Consider the following 24846-nt stretch of genomic DNA (forward strand, 5'->3'; position numbering starts at 1 on the left):
TCGGCGGGGCGGGCCCCTGCAAAGGAGTGACATGGACAAGACGCTGAGCAGCATTGCCGAGGCCGTTGCGGGCATCGAGGACGGGGCGACCGTGATGATCGGCGGCTTCGGCGGCTCGGGCGCGCCGATCGAGCTGATCCACGCGCTGATCGACCGCTTCATCGAAACGGGCCGGCCGACGAACCTCACCGTCGTCAACAACAATGCCGGCAATGGCGATGTGGGCCTTGCCGCGCTGATCGCGCAGGGCATGGTCGCAAAGCTCATCTGCTCCTTCCCGCGCTCGGCCGATCCGCGGGTCTTCACCGATAAGTACCTTGCCGGCGAGATCGAGCTGGAGCTCGTGCCGCAGGGAACGCTCGCCGAGCGCATCCGGGCCGGCGGCGCCGGCATCCCGGCCTTCTACACGCCCACCGGCTACGGCACCGATCTTGCCGAGGGCAAGCCGGTCGAGGTCTTCGACGGACGCTCCTATATCCGCGAGCGCTGGCTGAAGGCCGATGTCGCGCTGGTGAAGGCGCATTTTGGCGACACGCTCGGCAACCTCACCTTCAACAAGGCCGCGCGCAACTTCAACCCGCTGATGTGTATGGCCGCCACCACCACCATCGTGCAGGTGTCGAGGATCGTCGCGCCCGGCGAGATCGATCCCGAGCACGTGGTGACGCCCGGCATTTTCGTGCAAGGCCTGGTCGAGGTGGCCGATCCCGCGCAGGAGGAAGTGCTGAACCGCGCCAAGGCCGCCTATCCGGAGACCGCCCGATGACCGCGAGCCCGACGACCGCAAGACTGACTTCCAGCCAGATGGCCTGGCGCGCGGCGCAGGACATCGAGGACGGCGCCTACGTCAATCTCGGCATCGGCTTTCCCGAGATGGTCGCGCGCTTTCAGCCCCCCGGCCGGCAGGCGATCTTCCACACCGAGAACGGCATCCTCGGCTTCGGCGAGGCCCCCGCATCCGGGGAGGAGGACTGGGACCTTATCAATGCCGGCAAGAAGGCGGTGACCCTCAAGCCCGGCACCGCTTTTTTCCACCATGCCGACAGTTTTGCCATGGTGCGCGGCGGCCATCTCGACGTTGCCATCCTCGGCGCCTACGAGGTGGCCGAGACCGGCGATCTCGCCAACTGGTCGACCGGGCCGAAAGGCGTGCCGGCGGTCGGCGGCGCCATGGACCTCGTGCACGGCGCCAAGCGCGTCGCTGTTATCACCGACCACGTGACGAAGGACGGCAAGCCGAAGCTCGTCGGGCGCTGCAGCCTGCCGCTCACCGGCGTCGGCTGCGTGACGCGCGTCTATACCAGCCTTGCCGTGATCGACATCGAGGCCGGCCGCTTCGTCCTGCGCGAGAAGCTGCCGTCGCTGTCGCTCGAAGACCTGCAGGCCGCGACCGGGGCGAAGCTGCACGTCGAGGGCGCTGTCGCCGATCTCGTTGTGCCGGAGATCTGACATGCCAGACGCCTTCATCTGCGCCTATGTGCGCACCCCCATCGGCCGCTTCGGCGGCGCCCTGTCCTCGGTGCGGGCGGACGATCTCGGCGCCATCCCGCTGAAGGCCCTGATGGAACGTCATCCCGGCGTCGACTTCTCGGCGGTGGACGAGGTGATCTTTGGCTGCGCCAACCAGGCCGGCGAGGACAACCGCAACGTCGCGCGCATGTCGCTGCTCCTCGCCGGCCTTCCCGACAGCGTGCCGGGCACGACGATCAACCGGCTCTGCGGCTCCGGCATGGATGCGGTGATCACCGCGGCGCGGGCGATCAAGGCCGGCGAGGCGGACCTCATCATCGCCGGCGGCGTCGAGAGCATGAGCCGAGCGCCCTTCGTCATGCCGAAGGCCGAGAGCGCTTTTTCGCGCCAGGCCGAGATCCACGACACGACCATCGGCTGGCGCTTCGTCAACCCATTGATGAAAAACCTTTACGGCGTCGATTCCATGCCGGAGACGGGCGAGAATGTCGCCGAGGACTTTGCCGTTTCGCGGGCGGACCAGGACCTCTTCGCCCTACGCTCGCAGCAGAAGGCGGTCGCGGCGCAGGCCAAGGGACGGCTCGCCCGCGAGATCGTGCCTGTCCCCGTGCCGCAGAAGCGCGGCGATCCGAAGCTCGTCAGCGAGGACGAGCAACCCCGCGCCGACACGACGCTCGAAGGCCTCGCGGCGCTGAAGACGCCGTTCCGAAAGGGGGGCTCGGTCACCGCCGGCAATGCCTCTGGCGTCAACGACGGCGCGGCCGCCCTGATCATCGCGAGCGAAGCGGCGGCGCGCCGCCATGGCCTGACGCCGATCGCCCGCATCCTCGGCGGCGCGACTGCCGGCCTTGCCCCGCGCATCATGGGCTTTGGCCCGGCGCTGGCGACGAAGAAGCTCCTCGACCGGCTTCAGATGAAAGCCGCGGACTTTGACGTGATCGAGCTCAACGAGGCCTTCGCCAGCCAGGGGCTCGCGACGCTCCGCGACCTCGGCATTGCCGACGACGACCCGCGGGTCAATCCGAACGGCGGCGCGATCGCGCTCGGCCATCCGCTCGGCATGTCGGGCGCGCGCATCACCGGAACGGCCGCGCTGGAGCTTGCGCTCACCGACCAGCGCCGGGCACTCGCCACCATGTGCATTGGCGTCGGCCAAGGCATTTCCGTCGCGCTGGAGAGGGTCTGACATGACGGCGACGACGCTCGTTGGAGCACTCTGCGGCGATGCCGAGATCGCCACGGCGTTTTCGGCGGAGGGCGAGCTGTCGTCGATCCTGGACTTTGAGGCGGCCTTGGCAAACGCCCAGGTCGGTTTTGGCCTCGTCCCGGCCGAGGCGGCCGCCCGCATCGCCGAGGCCGCGTCAGGGCTGCGCCCGGACCCCGTGGCGCTCCGGATCGCCATGGTGCGGGACGGCGTCAGCGTGCCATTTCTGGTGGCCGCGCTCCGCGAGGCCATCGGCCCGCCGCACGACCGCTTCGTCCACCTCGGCGCGACCAGCCAGGACGCGATCGACACCGGCCTGATGCTGCGGCTTCGCGGCGTTCTCTCGCTTCTCGGGGCCCGGCTCGGGCAGCTCTGCGACCGGCTTGGTTGCCTGTCGGATAAGGCTGGTTCGCAGCCGCTGATGGCGCAGACGCGCATGCAGGCGGCCCTGAACTTCACCCTCGCCGACCGGCTGGCCAGCTGGCGCCGCCCGCTGGAGAAGCACCGGGCACGCCTCTCCGCGCTGCAGGCCGCGCTTCCCCTGCAGCTCGGCGGCCCGATCGGCCATGGCGAGAGCTTCGGCCCCGACTATGCCGACCTTCGACGCGCGCTGGCGGCGCAGCTCGGCCTTGCCGATGCCGCGCCTTGGCAGTCCGACCGGAGCGTGATCCTCGACATCGCCCAGGCCTTCGCCCTGGTGTCCGGCACCACCGGCAAGATCGGCCAGGATCTTGCGCTGATGGCGCAGACCGGGATCGGCACGGTGGTTCTCGCCGATGGCGGCGGCTCGTCGGCCATGGCGCACAAGCAGAACCCCGTCGGCGCCGAGGTGCTCGTCGCCCTCGGACGCTTCAACGCGGGGCTGCTGGGCACGATGGGCCAGTCCATGATCCACGAGAACGAGCGCTCGGGCGCCGCCTGGACGCTGGAATGGCTGCTACTGCCGCAGATGGCCGAGACCACCGGCCGGGCGCTGGCGATCGCCGACACGCTGCTCGCCGGCGCGCGCTTTCCGCCTGCAAGCCCCGACGCCTGACAGGCCGATGACGGCCGAGCCGCGTCGTCCCGTCGCCGGCGCAGCGGGGTGGCGCAAGCTCAGTTCAGCGGCCAGACCAGCAGCAGCGCGGGCACCGCGACCACCACCACCAGAAACGACAGCGGCAGGCCGAGCCGCGCATAATCGCCGAAACGGTAGCCGCCGGGACCCATCACCAGCGTGTTGCACTGATGGCCGATCGGCGTCAGGAAGTCCGAGCCGGCGCCGATCGCCACCGCCATCAGGAAGGCGTCCGGCCGGTAGCCGAGGGAACTGGCGAAGGTGGCCGCGATCGGCGCCATCACCAGCACCGTCGCGGCGTTGTTGAGGAAGGGCGTCACCGCCATGGCGACGATCATGATCAGCGCCAGCGCGCCGTAAGGCGGCAGCGATACCGCGACGCCCGACAGCCAGACCGCGATGAGGTCGGTGCCACCGGTGCGGCTCAGCGTCTCGCTGACCGGGATCAGCGCCGCCAGCATCAACAGGATCGGCGCGTCGAGATGGCCGTAGACCTCGCGCAGCGGCAGCGCCTTGGTGGCGACCATCAGCACGGCGGCGGCGAAGAAGGCGACCGCCACCGGCACGATGCCCGTCGCCGTCGCTGCCATGGCGGCCGCCAGGATCGCGACGGGCAGGATCCGCTTGCGAACGCTGCCGAGCTGCAGGCGACGCTCGGCCAAGGGCAGGCAGTCCCATTCGCGCAGGAGTTCCGGCAGCCGCTCGACATCGCCTTGCAGGACCAGCACGTCGCCCAGCCGGAAGGTGATCTCGCCGAGCCGCTCGGTGAAGCGCTTGCCGCGCCGGCTGACGGCGAGCAGCGTCAGGCCGGTCTGGTGGAACAGCACCAGGCGCTGCGCGGTCATGCCGATGAAGCCGGAGTTCTGGCCGACGATCGCCTCGACCGTGCCGATGTCGGCGCCCCGCGAGGAGCGACCGTCGAGCGTCAGTGCGCCTTGGGCGACGAGCCGCTCCAGCGCCTCCGGATCGCCCTCGAGGATCAGCACGTCGCCGGCGTGAAGGGTGGCATCCGGCAGCGGCGTGCGCCGCTTGCCGTTGGCGCCGACGATGGCGGTGACCATGGCATCCCCGCCGCCGAGCTTCTGCAGGTCGGCGACGGTCTTGTCGGCGATGGCCGACTGCGCCGTTACCCTGGCTTCCGTCGTGTAATTCTTGATTTCGATCGCCTCCTCCAGCGCGCCGCCCGCCGCCTTTCGGGCTGGCAGCAGCCAGTAGAACAGCGCGAGGAAGACGACGCCGACGGCGGCAAGGATCGCGCCGACGGCGGTGAAGTCGAACATGGTGAAGGGCGTCCCGGTGATCTCGCCGCGCAGCCGCGACACGATGATGTTGGGCGAGGTGCCGATCTGCGTCATCAGCCCGCCGAGCAGCGAGCCGAAGGACATCGGCATCAGGAACATCGAGGGCGAGACGTTCGACTGCTTCGCCATCTGGAACGCGATCGGCAGCATGATCGCCAGCGCGCCGATATTCTTCACGAAGGCCGAGAGCACGGTGACGATGACGACGAGCACGATCAGCTGCGCGCGGGGTGACGAGACCTCGGGCGCGAACCGCTGCAAAGCGAGATCCATGATGCCCGACCGGGCGATCGCCGCGCTGACGATCAGCGCGCTGCCGACGATGATGACGATGTCGTCGGAAAAGCCTGAAAACGTGTCTGCGGGTTTGACCAGGCCGACGGCGAGTGCCGCCAGCAGCGCGCCGGCGGCGACGACGTCGTAGCGAAAGCGGCCCCAGATGAAGGCCAGCATCATCAGGGCAATGATGCCGAAGGCCATCATCTGATCGAGTGTCATGTCGTTTCCCTATGCCGTGCCGCGTCCGGCAAGACCAGCGCGGCGGCAAAGATGGCGGGCGACAAACGATGGACCGTTGCGCCCGTTCGGCCCGGTCTATACGGCAGGACCTGCCTCGAAACTGGACGATCATGTCGCAGACCCCCGCGCCCAACGCTGCCTCCGCCATCGACGCCCCCGTCATCCAGCCATCGAGCCGTTTCCGGGCGATGGTGCGCGGCAACGAGGTGGCGCTCGTGCTGGTGGCGGTCGTCGTCGGCGCGCTGTCGGGGGGCATGGTGACGGCGATGAGCTGGGCGGCGCAGGCCCTGCACGTCGTCCTTTTCCAGCTTTCCGCGGGCGAGCGCCTGAGCGGGCTTTCCGCGCTGCCCTCGCCCTGGCTCGTCCTCGTGCCGGTTGCGGGCGGGGTGGTGCTCGGCCTGCTGCTGTTCGTCCTCTCGCTGCGCAAGAAGCGTCCGCTGGTCGATCCGATCGAGGCCAACGCCCTGCATGGCGGGCGCATGTCGCTGCGCGACAGCGTGACGATCGTGCTGCAGAACCTCATCTCCAACGGTTTCGGCGCCTCGGTCGGGCTGGAGGCAGCCTACACCCAGCTCTCGGCCGGTGTCGCCTCGCGCATCGGCATCTCGTTCGAGATGCGCCGCAGCGATCTGCGCACGCTCGTCGGCTGCGGCGCGGCGGCCGCCATCGCCGCCGCCTTCAACGCGCCGCTGACCGGCGCCTTCTATGCCTTCGAGCTGATCATCGGCACCTATTCCATCGCCACGCTGACGCCGGTGGTCGCGGCGGCGCTGTCGGGCAGCTTCGTCGCCCGCCTCCTCGTCGGCAACACCTTCCTCATCGACCTCGGCGAGCCCGGTGCCGTCGCCAATGCCGACTATCCGCCGGCGATCCTCCTTGCCGTGCTCGCCGCCGGCCTCGGCATCGCCATCATGCAGGGCGTGACGATGATCGAGATCGGCATCCGCCGCACCCGCCTGCCGGTGCCGCTGCGGCCGGTGCTCGGCGGCTGCGTGCTGGCGGGTCTTGCGCTCGTCACGCCGCAGGTCCTCTCCTCCGGACACGGCGCGCTGCACGTCAACCTCGACATGCCGGCCAGCGCCTCGGCCGTGCTGCTTCTCCTGCTCCTGAAGGCGCTGGCCTCGGCGGTGTCGATCGGCAGCGGATTTCGCGGCGGGCTGTTCTTCGCCTCGCTCTTCCTCGGCGCGCTGCTCGGCAAGCTCTTCGCGCTGTTCGCCCCGATCCTCTTCACCGGGGCGACGCTGACCCCGGTGGTCTATTCGATCGTCGGCATGGCGGCGCTCGCGGTCTCGATCATCGGCGGGCCGCTGACCATGACCTTCCTGGCGCTGGAGATGACCGGCGATTTTCCGATCACCGCGCTGGTGCTGACGGCGTCGGTCACGGCCTCGCTGACGGTGCGCAAGACCTTTGGCTACTCCTTCGCGACCTGGCGCTTCCATCTGCGCGGCGAGAGCATCCGCAGCGCGCACGATGTCGGCTGGATCCGCAACCTCACCGTCGGCCGCATGATGCGCCGCGACGTGCGCACCGCGCCGCTCGACACCACGCTGAAGGTCTTCCGCCGCGACTTTCCGCTCGGCTCCGCCCAGCGTGTGGTGATCACCGACGAGAGCGGCGCCTATGCCGGCATGGTGCTGGTGCCCGACGCCTATTCCGATGCGATCACCGATCTCGACGAAGGGATCGAGGGGCTTGTCCGGCTGAAGGACGTGATGCTGCTGCCGCAGATGAGCGCCAAGGAGGCGGCGGCCACCTTCGACAAGTCGGAGAGCGAAGCGCTGGCGGTGGTCGAGGACGTCGCCGCCAAGACCGTGCTCGGCCTCCTCACCGAGAGCCACACGCTGCGCCGCTACAGCGAGGAGCTGGAACTGCGGCGGCGCGAGGCGGCGGGCGAGGGGCGGTAGCCTCGTCTCGTCCGCGGCGCATGGCGCCCGATCCGGCGAAAGCGCTTTTCAGACCCCGGTGAACAGCCAGGCATGCTCGGTCGCATTGTGGAACTTCCACACCCGCTGCGGGCCGGCCATGACGTTGAGGTAGTAGCCGGTATAGCCGTGCACCACCGCCACCGGATGATAGCCGCGGGGCACCAGCACGACGTCGCCGTCCTCGACCGCCATTGCCTCGTCGAGCGTGCGGTCGTCGGTGTAGACGCGCTGGAAGCCGAAACCCTGCGGTGGGTCGAATCGATGGTAGTAGGTCTCCTCGAGATAGCTTTCCTCGGGCAAGGCGTCCCGGTCGTGCTTGTGCGGCGGGTAGGAGGAGGTGTGGCCACCTGGCGTGATCACCTCGACGACCAGCAGAGAGTGCGCCGCGCCGTCGTCCTCCGGCATGATGTTGGTGACGTAGCGGGTGTTGGTGTCCTTGCCGCGCACCGCCTGCGGGTGGGTGCCGGGCGGGATCAGCCTGGCCGCGTGGGAACCGCCGCCCGGCGCCGAACAGACCGCGAGTTCCAGCGTCGTCGTTGCCTCGATCTGCCAATGGCCGCCGGCGGGCACGTAGAGGGCGTAGGGCGCGCCCTCGAACGGCGTCATCCGCTCCCCGACCTCCCCGAACGACTGTCCGTCGGCGGAAAGGATCGCCTTGCCGGAGACCAGGACGAGGCAGACCTCGCGGTCGCCGGAGGCGGCCTCCAGCCTGTCGCCCGGCGCCAGCCGGTGCAGCGCGAAGCCGACATAGGTCCAGTCGGCGCTCGCCGGCGTCACGTCGTGCACCTGTCCCGCCGTCGCCGAGGGCCGCACTTTCAAACCCGCCATGTCGCTCTCCTCCCAGCGCCACGCATCCGACCGGACGCACCAGGACGCTTCCTCTTTTGCACCGGGAGCCTCTTCCCCGATCAGTGGCGCGATCCGATCACTGTGCTCGAACGGCCCTCACGCAGCCAGGAGGCTCCTTTTCCTTCTACCGCGCCTATCCCATGCTTTCGAGTGCTTTCTGGAATGAATGATTGATGGGGACGCGCGGACGGAGTATTTATTCCACCGATCGCGGTTCAGCCGTAACCCCGCGCGGAGAGCCCATGATGAGCGAAGCGCCCTTCTCGCCCGAGACGCCTCCGCTGCCGGAGACGTTCGAGGCGTTGAAGAGCCTTATCCTGGAGCGCAAGGCGCGCTTGCCGAAGCGGCTCGGGCAGGTCGCAATGTTCGCCCTCGACCATCCCGACGACATCGCCTTCGGCACCGTCAACAGCATCGCTGTAGCTGCCGCGGTGCAGCCCTCGACGCTGGTGCGCTTTGCCCAGCACCTCGGCTTTGAGGGATTTTCCAGCCTGCAGGCATTGTTCCGCGCCCGGCTGCGCGACCGGCGGCCGGACTATGGCGACCGGCTGAGCGCTTTGCGCCGGACGCCGGAGCAAGGAGCCTCCGCGATACTTTCCGGCTTCACCGCCGCCGCGCGGCGCTCGCTCGACACGCTGGAGACCGCGGTGGATCCAGCAGCCTTCGAACGGGCGGTGGCGATCCTCGCCTCGGCCGAGACGATCTACCTCGTCTCGAAGCGGCGGTCCTATCCGATCGGCAGCTACATGGCCTACGCCTTCGGCAAGCTCGGCATCCGCTGCCAGATGGCGGGGTCGGCGGCGGGCCTCGACGACGACATCCTGCGCTTTGCCGGACCAGGCGATGCCGCCTTCGCCGTCAGCTTCTCGCCCTACGCGTCCGAAACCGTCACTCAGGCGAAGAGCCTCGCCGCGCGGCAGATCCCGGTGGTCTCGCTGACCGACTCGGCCTTCTCGCCGCTGGTCGAATCGTCGGAGGCCTGGTTCGAGCTCGCCGAGGCCGACCATGCCGGCTTCCGCTTGCTCTCCGCCTCCATGGCCTTCGCCATGGCCTTGACCGTCGCCGTCGCCGAGGAGCGGCAGCGGCGGTCAGAATTCGGTTCAATGGAATAAAAATTCCATTTGACGGTGCTGTGGCATTTATGTTTCGTCAGATCGTTGGGAAACGGGATGCGTCGGGGCATCCGGGGGAGGGGCCATGCCGCAGGAGCGCAAGCTGGATCTGGTGACCATCGGCCGGTCGTCGGTCGATCTCTACGGCCAGCAGATCGGTTCACGGCTGGAGGACATTTCCTCCTTCGCCAAATCGGTCGGCGGCTGTCCGACCAACATCGCCGTCGGCACCGCGCGGCTCGGCCTCAAATCCGCGCTCCTCACCCGCGTCGGCAACGAGCAGTTCGGCCGTTTCATCCGCGAGCAGCTGGCGCGCGAGGGCGTCGAGACCGCCGGCATCGTCACCGACCCCGAGCGTCTGACAGCGCTGGCCATCCTATCGGTCGAGAGCGATACCTCGTTCCCGCTGCTGTTCTACCGCGACAACTGCGCCGACAATGCGCTGTGCGAGGCCGATGTCGACGAGGCCTTCATCCGCTCCGCCGGCGCCGTGCTCGTCACCGGCACGCATTTCGCCAAGCCGAATGCGGAATGCGCGCAGCGCAAGGCGATGCGGATCACCAAGGCGAATGGCGCCCGGGTGATCCTCGACATCGACTACCGGCCCAACCTCTGGGGTCTCGCCGGCCACGATGCCGGCGACAACCGCTACATCGCTTCAGTCGCGGTCTCCGCCAAGATGCTGACGGTGCTCGCCGACTGCGACCTGATCGTCGGCACCGAGGAAGAGGTGCTGATCGCGTCCGGCGAAAGCGACCTCGTCGCCGCGCTGCGGACCATCCGCGCCCATTCCACTGGGACGATCGTGCTGAAGCGCGGGCCGATGGGCTGCATCGTCTATGACGGGGCCATTCCCGCCGACCTCGAGGACGGCATCGTCGGCAAGGGTTTTCCGATCGAGGTCTACAATGTGCTCGGCGCCGGCGACGCCTTCATGTCCGGCTTCCTTCGGGGCTGGCTGCGCGGCGAGCCGCACGCGACCTCCGCCACCTGGGCCAACGCCTGTGGCGCCTTCGCCGTCTCGCGCCTCCTCTGCGCGCCGGAGATCCCGACCTGGACCGAGCTCGAATACTTCCTGGCCAAGGGCAGCCCGCACCTGGCGCTACGCCAGGACGAGGCGATCAACCACATCCACTGGGCGACGACCCGCCGCCGGGCAATCCCTGCGCTCTGCGCGCTCGCCATCGACCACCGCTCGCAGCTCGAGGATCTCGCCGCGGGCGATCCCGCAAAGCTCGCGCGGCTGCCGGCGCTGAAGCTCCTCGCCGTGCAAGCCGCCGCCGAGGTGGCCGCCGGGCGGCCAGGCTTCGGCATGCTGATCGACGACAAATACGGCCGCGATGCGCTGTTTGCGGCGGCGAAGCTGCCGGCGTTCTGGGTGGCGAAGCCGGTCGAGCGGCCGGGCTCACGGCCGCTGCGCTTCGAGTTCAGCCAGGATCTCGGCAGCCGCCTGGTCGACTGGCCCGTCGACCACTGCATCAAGGTGCTCTGCTTCTACCACCCCGACGATCCCGCCGCACTGAAGTCCGAGCAGATCGAGACGCTCCGCGCTGCCTATGATGCCGCCCGCAAGGTCGGCCGCGAGATCCTCATCGAGATCATTGCCGGCAAGAACGGGCCGATCGGCGACGACACCATCGCGCGGTCGCTGCAGGAGCTCTACGATCACGGCCTGAAACCCGACTGGTGGAAGCTCGAGCCGCAGGCGAGCACCACGGCCTGGGCGGCGATCGACGCGGTCATCGCCGGGAACGACGCGCACTGCCGCGGCGTCCTCCTGCTGGGGCTGGAGGCCTCGGTCGAGGCGCTGCAGGATGGTTTTGCCGCCGCCCGCGCCTCGGCGTCGGTACGCGGCTTTGCGGTGGGGCGCACGATCTGGGCCGATGCCGCGCGGCGCTGGCTGGCGGGCGAGATCGACGATGCGGCGGCGGTCGCCGAGATGGCCGGGCGCTTCGGCCGGCTCTGCGCGGCCTGGCAGGCCGCCGGGGAGACGGCGACGGGCTGAAGGGCGGACGGGCGCCGGCGGGAGGTCGCCGGCTTCGGGACGAGCGACGAAGAAGGAGCGGCAACTTTCGCGCCGCCGGTGGGAGGAGACGGATATGGCGGACAAGACGGTGCGGCTGACCATGGCGCAGGCCGTGGCGCGGTTCCTGACGCGGCAGATGACGGTGATCGACGGCGAGACCGTGCCAATCTTCGGCGGCGTCTTCGCGATCTTCGGCCACGGCAATGTCGCGGGGCTCGGCGAGGCGCTCTACGGCGTGCGCGACACGCTCACCACCTATCGCGGCCAGAACGAGCAAGGCATGGCGAACGCTGCCGTCGCCTTCGCCAAGGCAAGCTTCCGCCGCCGCTTCATGGCCTGCACCACCTCGATCGGCCCCGGCGCGCTCAATATGGTGACCTCCGCCGCGCTCGCCCACGCCAACCGCTTGCCGGTGCTGCTGCTGCCGGGCGACGTCTTCTCCAGCCGCCGGCCGGACCCGGTGCTGCAGCAGGTCGAGGATTTCGGCGACGGCACCGTCTCGGCCACCGACTGCTTCCGCCCGGTTTCGCGCTATTTCGACCGGATCACCCGGCCCGAGCAGATCATCCCGGCGCTCCGCCGCGCCATGCAGGTGCTGACCGACCCCGCCGATTGCGGACCGGTGACGCTCGCCCTCTGTCAGGACGTGCAGGCCGAGGCCTTCGACTATCCCGAGAGCTTCTTTGCCGAGCGGATCTGGACGCCCCGCCGCACCCGCCCCGACGAGGCCGAACTGGCGGCAGCGGTCGCCCTCCTGCGGGCGGCGAAGAAGCCGCTGATCGTCGCTGGCGGCGGCGTCCTCTATTCCGAGGCGAGCGTCGGCCTTGCCGCCTTCGCCGAGGCGCACGGCATTCCGGTCACCGAGACGCATGGCGGCAAGTCATCGCTGCCGCATGCACACCGGCTGAACATGGGCGCCGTCGGCGTCACGGGGTCCTCCGCCTCGAACGCACTCGCCGCCGAGGCGGACGTCGTGCTCGCCGTCGGCACCCGGCTCGCCGACTTCACCACCGGCTCCTGGGCGCTGTTCCAGGCGGAGGGCGTCAGGATCGTCGGGCTGAACGTCCAGGCTTTCGATGCCGGCAAGCACGATGCTGCGCCGCTCGTCTGCGATGCGAGGGTCGGCCTTGAAGCCCTCGGCGAGGCGCTGGCGGGGCACCGCGCCGACGCCGCCTGGACGGCGCAAGCGGAGGCCGGCAAGGCGCGCTGGATGGCGGCGGCGGACGCTGCGACCGCACCGACCAATGCCGTGCTGCCGTCCGATGCCGAGGTGATCGGCGCCGTGCACCGGGCGCGCAATTCGGCGGACACCATCCTCGTCTGCGCTGCCGGCGGGCTGCCGGGCGAGCTGCACAAGCTCTGGCAGGCCGAGGCGCCCGGCGGCTATCACATGGAATACGGCTTTTCGACCATGGGCTACGAAATCGCCGGGGGCTTCGGCGTCAAGCTGGCGCGCCCGAACGCCGACGTCGTCGTGATGGTCGGCGACGGCTCCTACATGATGCTGAACTCGGAGCTGTCCTCCGCCGTCATGGCCGGCGCGGCGTTCACCGTCGTCCTCCTCGACAATGCCGGCTACGCCTGCATCAACCGGCTGCAGATGGCCACCGGCGGCGCCAACTTCAACAACATGCTGACCGACGCCCACCATGTCGAACTGCCGAAGATCGACTTCGCCGCGCACGCTCGCGCGCTCGGCGCCGACGCCCGCAAGGTCGGCTCGATCGCCGAGCTGGAGCGCGCTCTGGCCGAGACACGGCAGGCCACGCGCCCGACCGTCATCGTGATCGAGACCGATCATTTGCGGACCACCACCGCCGGCGGCCACTGGTGGGACGTCGCGGTGTCCGAGGTTTCGGACCGCGCCGCCGTCAACGCGGCGCGCGACGGCTACGATGCCGCGCGTCTGTCGCAGCGGCTGGGCTGAACGCCATGCCCCGTCTTTTCGTGCAGCTTTCCCTTCCCGCGAGCCAGGTGAACCCATGATCCGCTACGGCACCAATCCGATCGCCTGGACGAACGACGACGACGTCTCGATCGGCGCCCATCTGACCCTCGACGACTGCCTTGCCGACTGCCGCACCATCGGCTTCGACGGCATCGAGAAGGGCCATCTGATGCCATCCGACCCGGCGGCGCTGAAAGAGAAGCTCGCCGATTATGGGCTCGTCTTCGTTTCCGGCTGGCACTCGGTCCATCTTCTCGTCAACGATGTCGAGACGGAAATGGTCGCCATCCAGCCGCATCTCGATCTTCTTAGCGCCAACGGCTCGACCGTCTGCATCGTCTGCGAATGCTCCAACACCGTGCACGGGGACGACGAGAAGGCGGTGTTCCGTGACCGGCCGGTGCTGTCGGACGATGCGATGGCCGCCTTCGGCGCGAAGCTCGAAGAACTCGCCGCCTATTGCGCGGGGCAAGGGATCGACCTCGTCTACCACCACCACATGGGCTCGATCGTTCAGACCGGCGAGGAGATCGACCTGCTGATGGCGAGCACCGGTCCGGCGACCAAGCTGCTGCTCGACACCGGCCACGCCTTTTTCGGCGGCGCCGATCCCGCCGAACTCGCCCGCAAGCACATGGCCCGCGTGCGCCACATCCATTGTAAGAACGTCCGGCCGGAGATCGCGGCCGCGGTGGAGGCCGAGAACCTCTCCTTCCTCGAGGGCGTGCGCCGCGGCGCCTTCACCGTGCCCGGCGACCCGGAAGGCGCGGTGGATTTCCTGCCCGTCCTGAAGATCGCCGCCGAGCACGGCTATGACGGCTGGCTGGTGATCGAGGCCGAGCAGGACTCGGCGGTGCGCAACCCGCTGGAATACCAGTCGCTCGGCCACCGCGCCTTGAAGGCCTTCGCGAAAGAGGCCGGGCTCGACAAAAGCTGAGCGCCTGCCCCAAGGGCTGCCCCGAACGGCGGCCCATCGACCACTGCACGATTGCGCCGGAAGGCGTCTGGGAGAGATGACATGACCCTCAACATCGGCCTCATCGGGACCGGCGCCATCGGGCGCGACCACATGCGCCGCATCACCCGCACGCTGTCGGGCGCGCGCATCGCCGGCGTCAGCGACGTCGACCGCGCGTCGGCGGAAGCCTCGCTGCCGCCGCTCGGCCTCGACGCTCTTGTGTTCGACACGGGCGCCGCGCTGATCGCCTCGCCGGAGATCGACGCCGTGCTGGTGACTTCTTGGGGCGGGGCGCACGAGCCGGACGTCCTCGCCGCCGTCCGAGCCGGCAAGCCTGTGTTCTGCGAGAAGCCGCTCGCCACCACCGCCACCGCCTGCCGCAACATCGTCGACGCCGAGATCGCCGGCGGCCGGCGGCTCGTTCAGGTCGGCTTCATGCGCCGCTACGATGCGGGCTACCGCCTGTTGAAGGATGTCATCGACAACGGCGGCATCGGCGCCCCGCTGATGGTGCACGCCGCCCACCGCAACGCCTCGGTCGCGGCGAACTACACTACCGACATGGCCATCCACGACACGCTGATCCACGAGATCGACGTGCTGCGCTGGCTTCTCGCGGACGACTACAGAAGCGTGCAGGTGGTCTTCCCCCGCCGCACCCCGCATGCCCGCGAAGGCGTGCGCGATCCGCAGGTGGTGATGCTGGAGACGGTGAAGGGCGTGCGCATCGACGTCGAGGTCTTCGTCAACTGCGTCTATGGCTACGACATCCAGTGCGAGATCGTCGGCGAAACCGGCATCGCCAAGCTGCCAGAGCCGATGGCGATCCCGGTGCGCAGCGGCGCCAGGCTCTCGACCGAAATTCTCACCGACTGGAAAGACCGCTTCATCGACAGCTACGACGTCGAGCTGCGCGACTTCATCGCGGCGGCAGAGCGGGGGACGGCGTCCGGCCCGACCGCCTGGGACGGCTATGCCGCGGCAGTCGCGGCCGACGCTTGCGTCAAGGCGCAAGGCTCGGGCGCGATCGAGCCGGTGACGATGCCGGAGCGGCCGGCGTTTTACGCCGCCTGATCAATGCCGCGGCGGATCAGCGGGGATATGGTAGAAACAGCAACGCCCGCCGGGGGAGGACCGGCGGGCGCTGTTTGGAAACCTGCGGTGGGAGGAACCGCAGGTCGTATTCGCTCGGGCCCTGGGAGGAAAAGGCCCTCGCGAAATCTGCTTTAGAGAGTAGCCTGACGGGCGATCGCCGGAATATCCGAGCGGGACAGGCCGAGGTCGGCCAGTTCACGCTGCGAAAGACGGTTCAGCTCGCCGCAAGTCTCGCGGTAACGGCGCCAGTTGCTGAAGGAGCGGACGATGTTCATCGTAACGACTTTTCTCTTGATCTCGCCGAAGATTCAAACGGTGTGTTCCGTTGCTTCGATGACCATTATCTAATCGGTTCGCGTCTTCGTCACCACAGCCATTTGTGCATGGCTGCCGTGAAGCCAGCGAGCGGCAAACGCAAGGCTCGCTAAGGGCAAGCGGCGGCCGTGCGGCGATCGTTGTCCGTTGCTCGAAAAGCGTTGCGACAGCGGGCGATTTCGCCCTAAACGACAGGGATACGGCCCGGACGGCCGATGGATGGGAACAGTCGATGAGCGAGACTTCGGCCGCCGAAACACGATCGAAGGTGCTGCGCAGCCGCACCACCGCGGCGCATGCGACGCTCGACGACCGGATCATGTCCAGCCGGCCTTTCGAGAGCCGGGAACGCTACGGCCTGTTCCTGCAGGTGCAGCACGCCTTCTACAGCGATATCGATGCGCTCTATGCCGATCCCGCCCTCGACCGGCTGCTGCCGGACCTTGCCGGCCGCCGGCGCCTCGGCAAGATCGAGGGCGACCTTGCCGACCTCGGCCTCGCGGCGGCGCCCGCGGACGCCGCTCCCGCGTTTTCCGCCGATGTGGAGGTTCCGAAGGCGCTCGGCTGGCTCTACGTCGCCGAAGGCTCCAACCTCGGCGCCGCCATCCTGCTCAAGGAGGCGATGAAGCTCGGCCTCGGCGAGGCCTTTGGCGCCCGGCATCTGGCGGGTGCTCCGGAGGGCCGCGGCCTGCACTGGCGCACCTTCACCGCCGCGCTCGACGGCGTGGCGCTCGATGCGGCGGGCGAGGCCGCGGTGGTCGACGGCGCCAACACCGCCTTCCTGCGCGTCCGCAGCCTCGTCGAGCGCTTCATGCCGCAAGGCTGAACGCCGCGCTGAGCACAGTCCGCGCGGCGCTTGTCGATCCCAGGATTAGCCCCGTCGGGGCGTGGCCCCCGCAAGCCGAGGGGCCTCGGTGCCTCTCACTTGATCAGGCCCATCTTCGTCGGCAGCCAAAGGCTGACGGCCGGCACAAAGGTGATCACCAGCAGCGCCAGGAACAGCGGCACCAGCCAAGGCAGGATTGCCATGGTGGTGCGCTCGACCGAGAGTTTCGCCACCCGCGACAGGACGAACAGAACCATGCCGAGCGGCGGGTGCAGCAGCCCGATCATCAGGTTGAGGGTCAGGATCAGGCCGAACTGCACGGGGTCGATGCCGAGCTTCAGGACGATCGGCAGCAGGATCGGCACCAGGATGGTGATCGCCGCGATGGTGTCGAGGAAGCAGCCGACGATCAGCACCAGGATGTTGACGAGGATCAGGAACACCCATTTGTTGTCGGTGATCGAGAGGATCAGGTCCGACAGCGCCTGCGCGGCCTGGCTGACCGTCAAGAGCCAGGCGAAGACCGAGGCGGCGGTGACAATGAACAGCACGGCGGCGGTGGTCTCGATCGTGTCGAACCCGGCCTTCGCCAGCGCCTTGAAGCTCATCGAGCGGTAGCGCACGAGGCCGAGGAAGAGCGACCAGATGACGGCAGCGACGGCGGCCTCCGTCGGCGTGAACCAGCCGAGCGTCATGCCGCCGATCAGGATCATCGGCGTCATCAGCGCCATCACGGCGGCGAAGTCGTAGTACCAGTCGACGGCGATCAGCGCGACCAGCGCGAGGCCGACGGCAAGGTTCAGCGACATGCCGAGGGTGACGAGGACGTAGATCGCGGCTGGGAAGGCGAGGACGATAAGGATCTCGACGCCGGCGGCGAGCAGTTTGCGGATCTCGAACGGCGCGTCAGAGCCCCAGTTCTTCTTGTAGGCGAAGATCGCGACGGTGATCATCATCAGGACCGTCATGACGATCCCCGGCAGGATGCCGGCCATGAACAGCGCGCCGATCGAGACGTTGGCCATCATGCCGTATATGACGAAGGGCAGCGACGGCGGGAAGATCGGGCCGAGCGTCGCCGAGGCGGCGGTGACGCCGACGGCGGCCTCGATGGGATAGCCGTGATCCTTCATCGCCTTGATCTCGATCGTGCCGATGCCGGCAGCGTCCGCGAGCGCGGTGCCGGACATGCCGGAGAAGATCACCGAGCCGATGATGTTCACCTGCGCAAGGCCGCCCTTCATCCAGCCGACGAGGGCGACGGCGAAGGCGTAGATGCGGCCGGTGACGCCGGCAATGTTCATGAGATTGCCGGCGAGGATGAAGAACGGCACGGCGAGCAGCGGAAAGCTCTCGACGCCGGCGATCATGCGCTGGGCGACGATGATGTTCGGCGCGACGCCAAAGACGGTGATGTAGAGCACCGAGGCAACGGCCATGGCGATGGCCACCGGCACGCCGATCAGCATGAAGACGAGGAAGGATCCGATCAGTAGCAGCATGTCACTCTCCGATGCCGTCGAACATTTCGGGCCGCTCGAGCACCGAATAGCCGCGCCTGAGATTTTGGACGAACACCTGGATCGACCGGACGAGCATCAGCGCAAAGGCGGCGAAGACGGCGTAGAAGACGATCGAGCGGGGGAGGTCCACCGTCACCATGCGCTCGCGGTAGACCACCGAGACGTAGCGCCAGAACAGAATGGCGGCGAAGATGAAGAAGCCGATGCGGATGAGGTCAACGAGGATCGACAGCACCTTGGCGACCCGCTTCGGCAGATAATGGTAGATCACGTCGACCTGGATGTGCCGCGACTGGCGCACGCACATCACCGCCCCGAGAAAGACCACCACGACCAGGCAGTTGATGGCGATTTCCTCGGTCCAGGCGAGGCTGTCGTTCATGACGTAGCGGGTGAAGAACTGCAGGAAGACGCAGACCGCCATGCCCCAGAACACCGCCTGGACGATCCAATCCTCGATGGCATAGGGCGACAGGTCGACCTCGGTCGCGCCCTCCTCCTCGAAGAAGTGGGCGAGTTCCTCGGCCGTGGTGGTGGTGTGTTTCTCTTCGGCCATGACGGTGCCTTGCAACGGAAGAATGCGAGAAGGGCGGGAAGACCGCCGGCGTCCGGGGCGGGCGCCGGCGAGCGCCTTACTGGACGGCGCGAATGGCTTCCCAGTCGGCCTTGACGTAGCCGAGGGCTTCCATGTCGGTCTTCTCCATGACGTTCTTCTCGAAGTCCGCCTTGTCGACCTCGGTCACCGTCAGGCCGCGGTCCTTGAAGGTCTGGACGAGGGCGGTTTCGCGCTCGACGATGGTCTTCGCCGTGCGGGCGGCGGCCTCCTGCGTCACCTCGGTGAAGATGGCCTTGTCGGCATCGGAGAGCTGGCCCCAGAGCGTGCCGGAAACCACGGTGTTGAGGTGGTCGACGATGTGGCCGGTGAGCGAGATGTTCTTCTGCACCTCGAAGAACTTCTTCGCCTCGATGGTGGTCAGAGGGTTCTCCTGCGCTTCGACCGTGCCGTTCTGCAGCGCGAGATAGACTTCGGCGAAGGCGATGGGCGCGGTATTGGCGCCGCAGGCGCGGGGCATTGCGAGATAGGCCGGGACGTCCGGCACGCGCATCTTCACGCCCTTGAGGTCGGCGCAAGACGCCACCGGCTTGTTGGAGGTGACGTGCCGGGCGCCGTAGTAACTGACCGCCGTGATGTGGTGGCCGGAGGCCTGCTCGTAGCCGGCGGCCAGGCGCTTGAAGACGTCGGACTTGGCGTAGGCAAGGAGGTGGTCGGCATTGCGGAAGATGTAGGGGAAGTAGGTGACGCCGATCGGCGGGTATTCGCGCGCCTGGAAGCTCGAGCCGGAGATGATCATGTCGACCGTGCCGAGCGTCAGGCCCTGGTTGAGGTCGGCTTCCTTGCCGAGCTGCGAAGCGGGGTAGACGTCGATGTGGTAGCGGCCCTCGGTGCGCTTCTCGATCTCGCCGGCGGCCCAGACCGACTCGGTGTGGAAGGGCTCGGATGTCTCGTAGACATGGGCCCATTTCAGCGTGGTCTGCGCCGCGGCGGTGCCGAGGCCGAGCGCCAGAGACGCGACGATGCCAAGGCTGGTGATCAAGGTCTTCATGTGGTTCCTCCCAGGTGAAATGCGAACCGTGCGCCTCCCAGCGCCGGCTCGTCGTCGTTGTGCGGGTTGTCAGGCGGTGTGGTGGACGTCCTCCGGCTCGCCGAAGTTCAGCGAGAAGCGTTTCTGCGAGAGCTGGAGGTGGTGCTGCATGGCGCGCTTGGCGGCGTCCGCATCGCCCGCGGCGATGGCGTCGCGCACCCAGCCGTGCTCGGCCAGCGCCTGTTCCCATGTCTCGGGGTTCTCGAAGTAGCTGGAGAGCCGTTCGAAATACGGGTTGATGCGTTCGTCGAAGAGCTCACCGATGAACCGCACCAGGACCGCATTGCCGAGGATGGCGGCGACCGTGGTGTGGAATTCGCGGTCGAGTTGGAGCGTCTGGGGCGAGGGGTGCTGCGAGCGCTGCATCCGCAGGAGCACGTCGTCGAGCCCGGCGATGTCGTCCGGCGACGCGGCTTTCGCGGCTTCCTCCGCCACGGCCCCCTCGACCAGCTCGCGCGCCCGCAGGAGCTCGAACGGACCTTCGATCGGGCTCTCCCGGCGAGCCTTTGTCGCGACCGGCTCGGTGACGAAGATGCCCGAGCCCACCTTGATGCGGATCCGCCCCTCGACCTCCAGCGCGATCAGCGCCTCGCGCACCGTCGGGCGCGAGATGCCGAGCTGCTCCGCCAGCTCGCGCTCGGCCGGCAACCGGTCGCCCGGGCGATACTCGCCGCTGTCGAGCAAGCCGCGCAGCTGGTCGGCGATCTGCTGATACAGCCGTCGCGGCTGAATGATGGTGATCGGCATGTCGCCGAGACTCCTCCCGATCCGACTTGGCTCTGCGGCCAATTGGTCAAACCATTTGACCGGACCTTGCGGGCGAAATGCCGCACCGTCAAGCCCGCTGATTATTTGGGTGCCTTCGAATGCGGCGTGCCGGCTGCCGGCGGGAGATAAATTCAGCTGGCGACGCTGGTCGAGCCGTCGATCCGGCGGCGGTCGATCTCGGCAAAGTCCCAGTCGATCCCGAGGCCGGGCGTCGCCGGCGGCACTGCGCGACCGGCCTCGATCTGCAGCCGGGAGGTGGTGATCTCGTCGAGCTGCGGGATGTATTCGACCCAGCGCGCGTTCGGCACGGCCGCCGTCAGCGAGACATGCAGTTCCATCAGGAAGTGCGGCGCGACCGAGACGTTGAAGCATTCGGCGAGATGCGCGACCTTCAGCCAGGGCGTGATGCCGCCGATGCGGCCGGCATCGACCTGCACCACCGAGCAGGCGCCGCGCTGCAAATATTCGCGGAAATGCGAGGGGCTGTAGAGGCTCTCGCCGACGGCGATCGGGATCGAGGTCGACTGCGACAGCCGGCGGTGGCCGTCGATGTCGTCGGCGGGCAGGGGCTCCTCCAGCCAGCCGATGTCGAGCGCCTCGTATTGCCGCGCCCGGCGGATGGCCTCGTCGACGGTAAAGGCCTGGTTGGCGTCGGTGAGGATCTCGAAGCCCGGCCCGACGGCCTCGCGCACGGCGGCGATGCGGGCGATGTCCTCATGCAGCGGTCGGCCGACCTTCAGCTTGCAACCGCCGAACCCTTTTGCCTTCGCCGCCAGCGCATCCTCGACGAGCGCTTCCGTCTCGAGGTGCAGCCAGCCGCCCTCGGTGGTGTAGAGCGGCACGGATGCCTGCGCGCCGCCGGCCAGGAGATGCAGCGGCAGGCCGGCGCGGCGACAGCGCAGGTCCCAGAGCGCTGTGTCGATCGCCGCCATGGCGATGGCGGTGAGCGGGCCGACCGTGGTGGCGTGGGTCAGGAAGAGAAGGTCACGCCAGATCCGCTCGATGCCCTCCGCTTCGCGGCCGATGATCGCCGGGGCAAGCGTTCGCTTCAGGAGTTCCATCACCGACGGTCCGCCGGTGCCGATGGTGTAGGAATAGCCGGTGCCGACAGCGCCGTCGGCATCGGTGATCCGCACGATCGGCGTCTCCTGGCTGACGAAGGACTGGATCGCGTCCACCCGCTTCACCTTTGGGACGAGGTCGACCATCAGGCATTCGACGCGGGTGATGCGGGCCATGTTTCCTCCGGTATGGAAGGGGCTCTTCGGCAAGGCTTGCGCGCCTCCGATCAGCCAGCCGCTTGTGTGCCGTGCCGAATCGCCCTTTTCGGCGCCATAGGACCACGATCTTCTTGTCGGGGGACAGCCCCGTCAGTTTGGCTGAGAATGCCGGCTCGGCATGGCATCGCGTCGGCGTCTTGTGCAGAATGGGCGCTTCCCGCCGCCGTCAGGAGCCCGCATGCCGTTCGATCTCGCCCGCCTTCGCGCCGACACCCCAGGCGTCGCCCACCGCATTCACCTCAACAATGCGGGCGCGGCGCTGATGCCGGCGCCGGTGCTCTCGGCGATGACGGACTATCTGGCGCGGGAGAGCCAGATCGGCGGCTACGAGGCGGCCGAGGAAAGCGCCGAGGCGCTGGATGGCGTCTACGACAGCGTCGCCCGGCTGATCGGTGCGGCACCCGACGAGATCGCGATCACCGAGAGCGCGACGGTTGCCTGGCAGCGCGCCTTCTACGCGCTGTCGTTCCGGCCGGGCGACCGGATCCTGACCGCGCGGGCGGAATACGCGGCCAACTACGTCGCGCTGCTGCAGGTGGCCGAGCGCAGCGGAGCCGCGATCGAGATCATCCCGAGCGATGACGATGGCGTGCTGGATCCAGGCGCGCTGGAGCGGATGATCGACGGCCGCGTCAAGCTGATCGCCGTCACCTGGGTGCCGACCAATGGCGGCCTCGTCAATCCCGCCGCGGCCATCGGCCGGATCGCCCGCCAGCACGGCATTCCCTACCTCCTCGACGCCTGCCAGGCGGTCGGGCAGATGCCGGTCGACGTGGCTCTGCTCGGCTGCGACATGCTGGCGGCAACGTCGCGAAAGTTTCTGCGGGGCCCGAGAGGGAGCGGTTTCCTCTATGTCCGGCGGGCGATGCTCCAGCAGCTGGAGCCGGCGATGATCGACCATTTCGGCGCGCCTTGGGTCGCGCCGGACCGCTTTGAGCTGCGGCCGGACGCGCGGCGGTTCGAGACCTGGGAGAGCAGCCATGCCATCCGCCTCGGATTGAAGGCGGCGGCCGACTACGCGCTGGCGATCGGGCTGGAGGAGATCGAGATGCGGGCGACGGGGTTGGCGGTAGAGCTTCGCGAAGGGCTCGGCGCGCTTCCGGGCGTGGTCGTGCATGATCTCGGGCCGCGCCCGGCGGCGATCGTCACCTTCTCCGTCGCGGGCGTCGAGGCCGATGCCGTGAAGGCACGGGCGCGGGCGGCGGGGATCAATGTCAGCGTCTCCACGCCGTCGAGCACCTGGCTCGATGCGCGGGCGCGCGGGCTGCCGAACCTCGTGCGGGCATCGCCGCACTATTACAACGACGCGGCCGAGATCGCGGCGCTCGTCGATGTGGTGCGCGGCCTGCGCTGATGCAGGCGCGCGTCGCGTTTACTTTACGAGGGTGAGCTTCGGGCCGTGCGCGCGGTTGCGGAAGGTGACGCGGACAGCATCCGGCGTCACCGTCTCGATATCGGCGAGGTGGTAGCCGAGCTTCTGGCCGAGCGCGCGGGCTTGGTCGACATTGTCGGCGCCGATCTGGCGGGCGAAATCCCGCAGGCCCTGCACCATCATCGCACCGAGCATGCCAATCTCGACGCCGGCGGCGAACTTCTCGTCCTGGCCCGGAAACCGGATCCGCAGGCTCTCTTCCAGATGTATGGTCCTCACGACTGAAATCTCCGATTCGCTCGGCCTTCAAGGTCGCCTTTCATGGTTAAGATCCGGTAAATCGCGGCCATCTCAGCATCCGGTCGAAGCGGCGGCGCAGGTTTTTTTCCGGCGGTGAGATGCCGGCTATTAATTTTATGTTACCGTCTTTCAACGGTGCCGAATCACCCTTGCCCACTTAGTTTTTGCCGCTCGTTTCGGCATGTCGGGCGACTTGTGGCGGGCCGGCGACAGGCGGGCGCCGACCGGGAATCCACTGGTTCGGCGATCGCGGACGGCGACGGCCTTGGGCGGGGACCTCACCAACGGGCCGCGCGCTCCGAGGGCAGGCAGGCAGTATCCCGCGTAGCATGACCCGGCGTTCCGGCCATCTTTACCGCTGATCGTTTCCCGTCCGGGCGTCCGGGAAGGGTCAGTCCAGCCGGTTGGGGGTATCGACGTTTTGAAAGTGCAGCAGGCGGGCGTCGACGACGCCGCGCCATTTCTCAACCCCACGAGGATTCTGCCATGTCCCCATCCGATACCCCCCCCAGCCAGATGCTGACCGCCTTCTTTGGCAGCCGCATGGACGCCGAGATCGCCATTGCCCGGATCGTCGACGCGGGCGTTGCCCGCGATGAGATCATGCTGGTCGAAGGCACCGACACGCGCAGCGAGCGACACCGCAAGGGCTTTTTCGAGATGCTCGGCGACCTGTTCGTGCCGCATGACGAGCGCGAGGCCATTGCAGAGGAGGGACAGCGGACCGGCTATATCGTCACGGTGCCGGCGCGCGCTGCCGGCCTCGGCCGGGTCCGCGACATTCTCGGCGAGCGCGGTGCGCTCGAGACGCCCGCCAGCGTCGACAGATGGCGTGGCGTTGGGGCGAGCGACCGGCGGACGGTGCCAGGCACGGCCCGGCAGGACCGTCATTCGCCGGGAGAAAGCCGCGTCGACCGCTCGGCGCTGTTCGTGCCGGCGCCGAGCCCCGGCCCATCCGGTACCGGTCGCGCCAGCCTCGTCGCCGACCGGGCCGGGCGGCGGCGGGGTCGCTCGGCCTCGGCGCGGCCGGGTGGCACCAGCTTCGACGACTTCGTGGCGCAGGACCCCGTGAACCGGGCAGAGGAGGAGGCTCTCGGCTATCGCACGGTGGAGGCGGACGCCCCAGCCCCCGAGCGGCTTGCGGATCCCTACCAGGTCGAACTCGACGACGAGCGCCAAGCCGAGATCGAACCGCGCCGTGCCGGCGAACGCGAGAGCTAGAGGAGCCAATCCGGCCTCTCTCGCGGCAGGCATGCTAAGTGCCTGCCGCAGGCAACAAGCCTCCCGGAATGACTGACGGCGGAAGCATTCGGTCAAATGTCACCGGTTCACGCTGATGACATTAAAGGCAG

22 protein-coding genes are annotated in these 24846 nt (G+C 68.3%); 13 read left to right on the forward strand and 9 right to left on the reverse strand.

Annotated elements, in window-relative coordinates:
- Positions 1 to 31 precede the first annotated feature (31 nt).
- From ACZLZY_RS16360 to ACZLZY_RS16375, 4 genes are read left to right on the forward strand one after another with little or no spacing between them, the layout of a single operon-like run.
- Positions 32 to 766, forward strand: a complete 735-nt coding sequence (locus ACZLZY_RS16360) for a 3-oxoacid CoA-transferase subunit A (protein WP_472935267.1) — start codon at positions 32 to 34, stop codon at positions 764 to 766.
- Positions 763 to 1449: a 3-oxoacid CoA-transferase subunit B gene (locus ACZLZY_RS16365; RefSeq protein ID WP_472935268.1), complete on the forward strand. Its 687-nt coding sequence runs from the start codon at positions 763 to 765 to the stop codon at positions 1447 to 1449. The genes ACZLZY_RS16360 and ACZLZY_RS16365 overlap by 4 nt, the downstream gene beginning before the upstream one ends.
- Position 1450: 1 nt before the next feature.
- Entirely contained in the window at positions 1451 to 2656 is a 1206-nt protein-coding gene (pcaF, locus tag ACZLZY_RS16370; protein ID WP_472935269.1) for a 3-oxoadipyl-CoA thiolase, read from the forward strand.
- Position 2657: 1 nt separating this feature from the next.
- The gene (locus ACZLZY_RS16375) at positions 2658 to 3710 is read left to right on the forward strand and encodes a 3-carboxy-cis,cis-muconate cycloisomerase (protein ID WP_472935270.1); all 1053 of its coding nucleotides are present in this window, start codon (positions 2658 to 2660) and stop codon (positions 3708 to 3710) included.
- A gap of 59 nt (positions 3711 to 3769) precedes the next feature.
- Here the strand turns inward: ACZLZY_RS16375 and ACZLZY_RS16380 are convergent, their stop codons facing one another.
- Entirely contained in the window at positions 3770 to 5530 is a 1761-nt protein-coding gene (locus tag ACZLZY_RS16380; protein WP_472935271.1) for an SLC13 family permease, read from the reverse strand.
- Between the two features lie 209 nt (positions 5531 to 5739).
- Here ACZLZY_RS16380 and ACZLZY_RS16385 point away from each other — a divergent pair, with 209 nt between their 5' ends.
- Positions 5740 to 7458 carry a chloride channel protein gene (locus tag ACZLZY_RS16385; protein ID WP_472935376.1) on the forward strand — a complete coding sequence of 573 codons (1719 nt, stop codon included), beginning with the start codon at positions 5740 to 5742 and terminating at the stop codon, positions 7456 to 7458.
- A 48-nt stretch (positions 7459 to 7506) separates the two neighbouring features.
- On the opposite strand, the gene iolB is transcribed toward ACZLZY_RS16385, so the two are convergent.
- Positions 7507 to 8307, reverse strand: a complete 801-nt coding sequence (iolB, locus tag ACZLZY_RS16390; RefSeq protein ID WP_472935272.1) for a 5-deoxy-glucuronate isomerase — start codon at positions 8305 to 8307, stop codon at positions 7507 to 7509.
- Between the two features lie 266 nt (positions 8308 to 8573).
- Here iolB and ACZLZY_RS16395 point away from each other — a divergent pair, with 266 nt between their 5' ends.
- The 5 genes from ACZLZY_RS16395 (at position 8574) to ACZLZY_RS16415 (ending at position 15446) form a co-directional block, all read left to right on the forward strand.
- Complete coding sequence (locus ACZLZY_RS16395; protein ID WP_472935273.1) at positions 8574 to 9440, forward strand: MurR/RpiR family transcriptional regulator; 867 nt, start codon at positions 8574 to 8576, stop codon at positions 9438 to 9440.
- An 85-nt stretch (positions 9441 to 9525) separates the two neighbouring features.
- A complete protein-coding gene (locus ACZLZY_RS16400; protein ID WP_472935274.1) occupies positions 9526 to 11445 on the forward strand; it encodes a bifunctional 5-dehydro-2-deoxygluconokinase/5-dehydro-2-deoxyphosphogluconate aldolase in 1920 nt (639 codons plus the stop codon).
- A gap of 94 nt (positions 11446 to 11539) precedes the next feature.
- Positions 11540 to 13393: a 3D-(3,5/4)-trihydroxycyclohexane-1,2-dione acylhydrolase (decyclizing) gene (gene iolD, locus ACZLZY_RS16405; protein WP_472935275.1), complete on the forward strand. Its 1854-nt coding sequence runs from the start codon at positions 11540 to 11542 to the stop codon at positions 13391 to 13393.
- Between the two features lie 55 nt (positions 13394 to 13448).
- Positions 13449 to 14351, forward strand: coding sequence for a myo-inosose-2 dehydratase (iolE, locus tag ACZLZY_RS16410; RefSeq protein ID WP_472935276.1), 903 nt, complete (start codon positions 13449 to 13451; stop codon positions 14349 to 14351).
- Positions 14352 to 14432: 81 nt separating this feature from the next.
- Complete coding sequence (locus tag ACZLZY_RS16415; protein WP_472935277.1) at positions 14433 to 15446, forward strand: Gfo/Idh/MocA family protein; 1014 nt, start codon at positions 14433 to 14435, stop codon at positions 15444 to 15446.
- A 152-nt stretch (positions 15447 to 15598) separates the two neighbouring features.
- On the opposite strand, the gene ACZLZY_RS16420 is transcribed toward ACZLZY_RS16415, so the two are convergent.
- On the reverse strand, positions 15599 to 15742 hold the full coding sequence (locus tag ACZLZY_RS16420; protein ID WP_472935278.1) for a DUF1127 domain-containing protein: 144 nt from the start codon (positions 15740 to 15742) through the stop codon (positions 15599 to 15601).
- Between the two features lie 272 nt (positions 15743 to 16014).
- Here ACZLZY_RS16420 and ACZLZY_RS16425 point away from each other — a divergent pair, with 272 nt between their 5' ends.
- Entirely contained in the window at positions 16015 to 16608 is a 594-nt protein-coding gene (locus ACZLZY_RS16425) for a biliverdin-producing heme oxygenase (protein ID WP_472935279.1), read from the forward strand.
- A gap of 95 nt (positions 16609 to 16703) precedes the next feature.
- Here the strand turns inward: ACZLZY_RS16425 and ACZLZY_RS16430 are convergent, their stop codons facing one another.
- From ACZLZY_RS16430 to ACZLZY_RS16450, 5 genes are all read right to left on the reverse strand, one after another.
- Positions 16704 to 18110, reverse strand: coding sequence for a TRAP transporter large permease (locus ACZLZY_RS16430; RefSeq protein WP_472935280.1), 1407 nt, complete (start codon positions 18108 to 18110; stop codon positions 16704 to 16706).
- A gap of 1 nt (position 18111) precedes the next feature.
- Positions 18112 to 18687, reverse strand: a complete 576-nt coding sequence (locus ACZLZY_RS16435; protein WP_472935281.1) for a TRAP transporter small permease — start codon at positions 18685 to 18687, stop codon at positions 18112 to 18114.
- 76 nt (positions 18688 to 18763) lie between these two features.
- Positions 18764 to 19735 carry a sialic acid TRAP transporter substrate-binding protein SiaP gene (locus ACZLZY_RS16440; protein ID WP_472935282.1) on the reverse strand — a complete coding sequence of 324 codons (972 nt, stop codon included), beginning with the start codon at positions 19733 to 19735 and terminating at the stop codon, positions 18764 to 18766.
- A gap of 69 nt (positions 19736 to 19804) precedes the next feature.
- Entirely contained in the window at positions 19805 to 20521 is a 717-nt protein-coding gene (locus ACZLZY_RS16445; protein WP_472935283.1) for a FadR/GntR family transcriptional regulator, read from the reverse strand.
- Positions 20522 to 20673: 152 nt separating this feature from the next.
- Entirely contained in the window at positions 20674 to 21780 is a 1107-nt protein-coding gene (locus tag ACZLZY_RS16450; protein WP_472935284.1) for a mandelate racemase/muconate lactonizing enzyme family protein, read from the reverse strand.
- Between the two features lie 220 nt (positions 21781 to 22000).
- Here ACZLZY_RS16450 and ACZLZY_RS16455 point away from each other — a divergent pair, with 220 nt between their 5' ends.
- Positions 22001 to 23176 (forward strand): aminotransferase class V-fold PLP-dependent enzyme, encoded by a 1176-nt coding sequence (locus tag ACZLZY_RS16455; protein WP_472935285.1) that lies wholly within the window; start codon positions 22001 to 22003, stop codon positions 23174 to 23176.
- Positions 23177 to 23194: 18 nt separating this feature from the next.
- On the opposite strand, the gene ACZLZY_RS16460 is transcribed toward ACZLZY_RS16455, so the two are convergent.
- A complete protein-coding gene (locus ACZLZY_RS16460; protein ID WP_472935286.1) occupies positions 23195 to 23473 on the reverse strand; it encodes a hypothetical protein in 279 nt (92 codons plus the stop codon).
- A gap of 507 nt (positions 23474 to 23980) precedes the next feature.
- Here ACZLZY_RS16460 and ACZLZY_RS16465 point away from each other — a divergent pair.
- Entirely contained in the window at positions 23981 to 24715 is a 735-nt protein-coding gene (locus tag ACZLZY_RS16465; protein ID WP_472935287.1) for a hypothetical protein, read from the forward strand.
- Positions 24716 to 24846: the final 131 nt, after the last annotated feature.

It is taken from the genome of Mesocryomonas lacus (assembly GCF_055730135.2).

Coding starts and splice junctions, on each gene's coding strand:
- ACZLZY_RS16465 (WP_472935287.1), top strand. CDS start 23,981: ATGTCCCCATCCGATACCCCCCCCAGCCAGATGCTGACCGCCTTCTTT.
- ACZLZY_RS16415 (WP_472935277.1), top strand. CDS start 14,433: ATGACCCTCAACATCGGCCTCATCGGGACCGGCGCCATCGGGCGCGAC.
- ACZLZY_RS16425 (WP_472935279.1), top strand. CDS start 16,015: ATGAGCGAGACTTCGGCCGCCGAAACACGATCGAAGGTGCTGCGCAGC.
- iolD (WP_472935275.1), top strand. CDS start 11,540: ATGGCGGACAAGACGGTGCGGCTGACCATGGCGCAGGCCGTGGCGCGG.
- ACZLZY_RS16420 (WP_472935278.1), bottom strand. CDS start 15,742: ATGAACATCGTCCGCTCCTTCAGCAACTGGCGCCGTTACCGCGAGACT.
- ACZLZY_RS16380 (WP_472935271.1), bottom strand. CDS start 5,530: ATGACACTCGATCAGATGATGGCCTTCGGCATCATTGCCCTGATGATG.
- ACZLZY_RS16435 (WP_472935281.1), bottom strand. CDS start 18,687: ATGGCCGAAGAGAAACACACCACCACCACGGCCGAGGAACTCGCCCAC.
- ACZLZY_RS16375 (WP_472935270.1), top strand. CDS start 2,658: ATGACGGCGACGACGCTCGTTGGAGCACTCTGCGGCGATGCCGAGATC.
- iolB (WP_472935272.1), bottom strand. CDS start 8,307: ATGGCGGGTTTGAAAGTGCGGCCCTCGGCGACGGCGGGACAGGTGCAC.
- ACZLZY_RS16400 (WP_472935274.1), top strand. CDS start 9,526: ATGCCGCAGGAGCGCAAGCTGGATCTGGTGACCATCGGCCGGTCGTCG.
- ACZLZY_RS16445 (WP_472935283.1), bottom strand. CDS start 20,521: ATGCCGATCACCATCATTCAGCCGCGACGGCTGTATCAGCAGATCGCC.
- ACZLZY_RS16395 (WP_472935273.1), top strand. CDS start 8,574: ATGAGCGAAGCGCCCTTCTCGCCCGAGACGCCTCCGCTGCCGGAGACG.
- iolE (WP_472935276.1), top strand. CDS start 13,449: ATGATCCGCTACGGCACCAATCCGATCGCCTGGACGAACGACGACGAC.
- ACZLZY_RS16455 (WP_472935285.1), top strand. CDS start 22,001: ATGCCGTTCGATCTCGCCCGCCTTCGCGCCGACACCCCAGGCGTCGCC.
- ACZLZY_RS16385 (WP_472935376.1), top strand. CDS start 5,740: ATGGTGCGCGGCAACGAGGTGGCGCTCGTGCTGGTGGCGGTCGTCGTC.
- ACZLZY_RS16440 (WP_472935282.1), bottom strand. CDS start 19,735: ATGAAGACCTTGATCACCAGCCTTGGCATCGTCGCGTCTCTGGCGCTC.
- pcaF (WP_472935269.1), top strand. CDS start 1,451: ATGCCAGACGCCTTCATCTGCGCCTATGTGCGCACCCCCATCGGCCGC.
- ACZLZY_RS16450 (WP_472935284.1), bottom strand. CDS start 21,780: ATGGCCCGCATCACCCGCGTCGAATGCCTGATGGTCGACCTCGTCCCA.
- ACZLZY_RS16360 (WP_472935267.1), top strand. CDS start 32: ATGGACAAGACGCTGAGCAGCATTGCCGAGGCCGTTGCGGGCATCGAG.
- ACZLZY_RS16430 (WP_472935280.1), bottom strand. CDS start 18,110: ATGCTGCTACTGATCGGATCCTTCCTCGTCTTCATGCTGATCGGCGTG.
- ACZLZY_RS16365 (WP_472935268.1), top strand. CDS start 763: ATGACCGCGAGCCCGACGACCGCAAGACTGACTTCCAGCCAGATGGCC.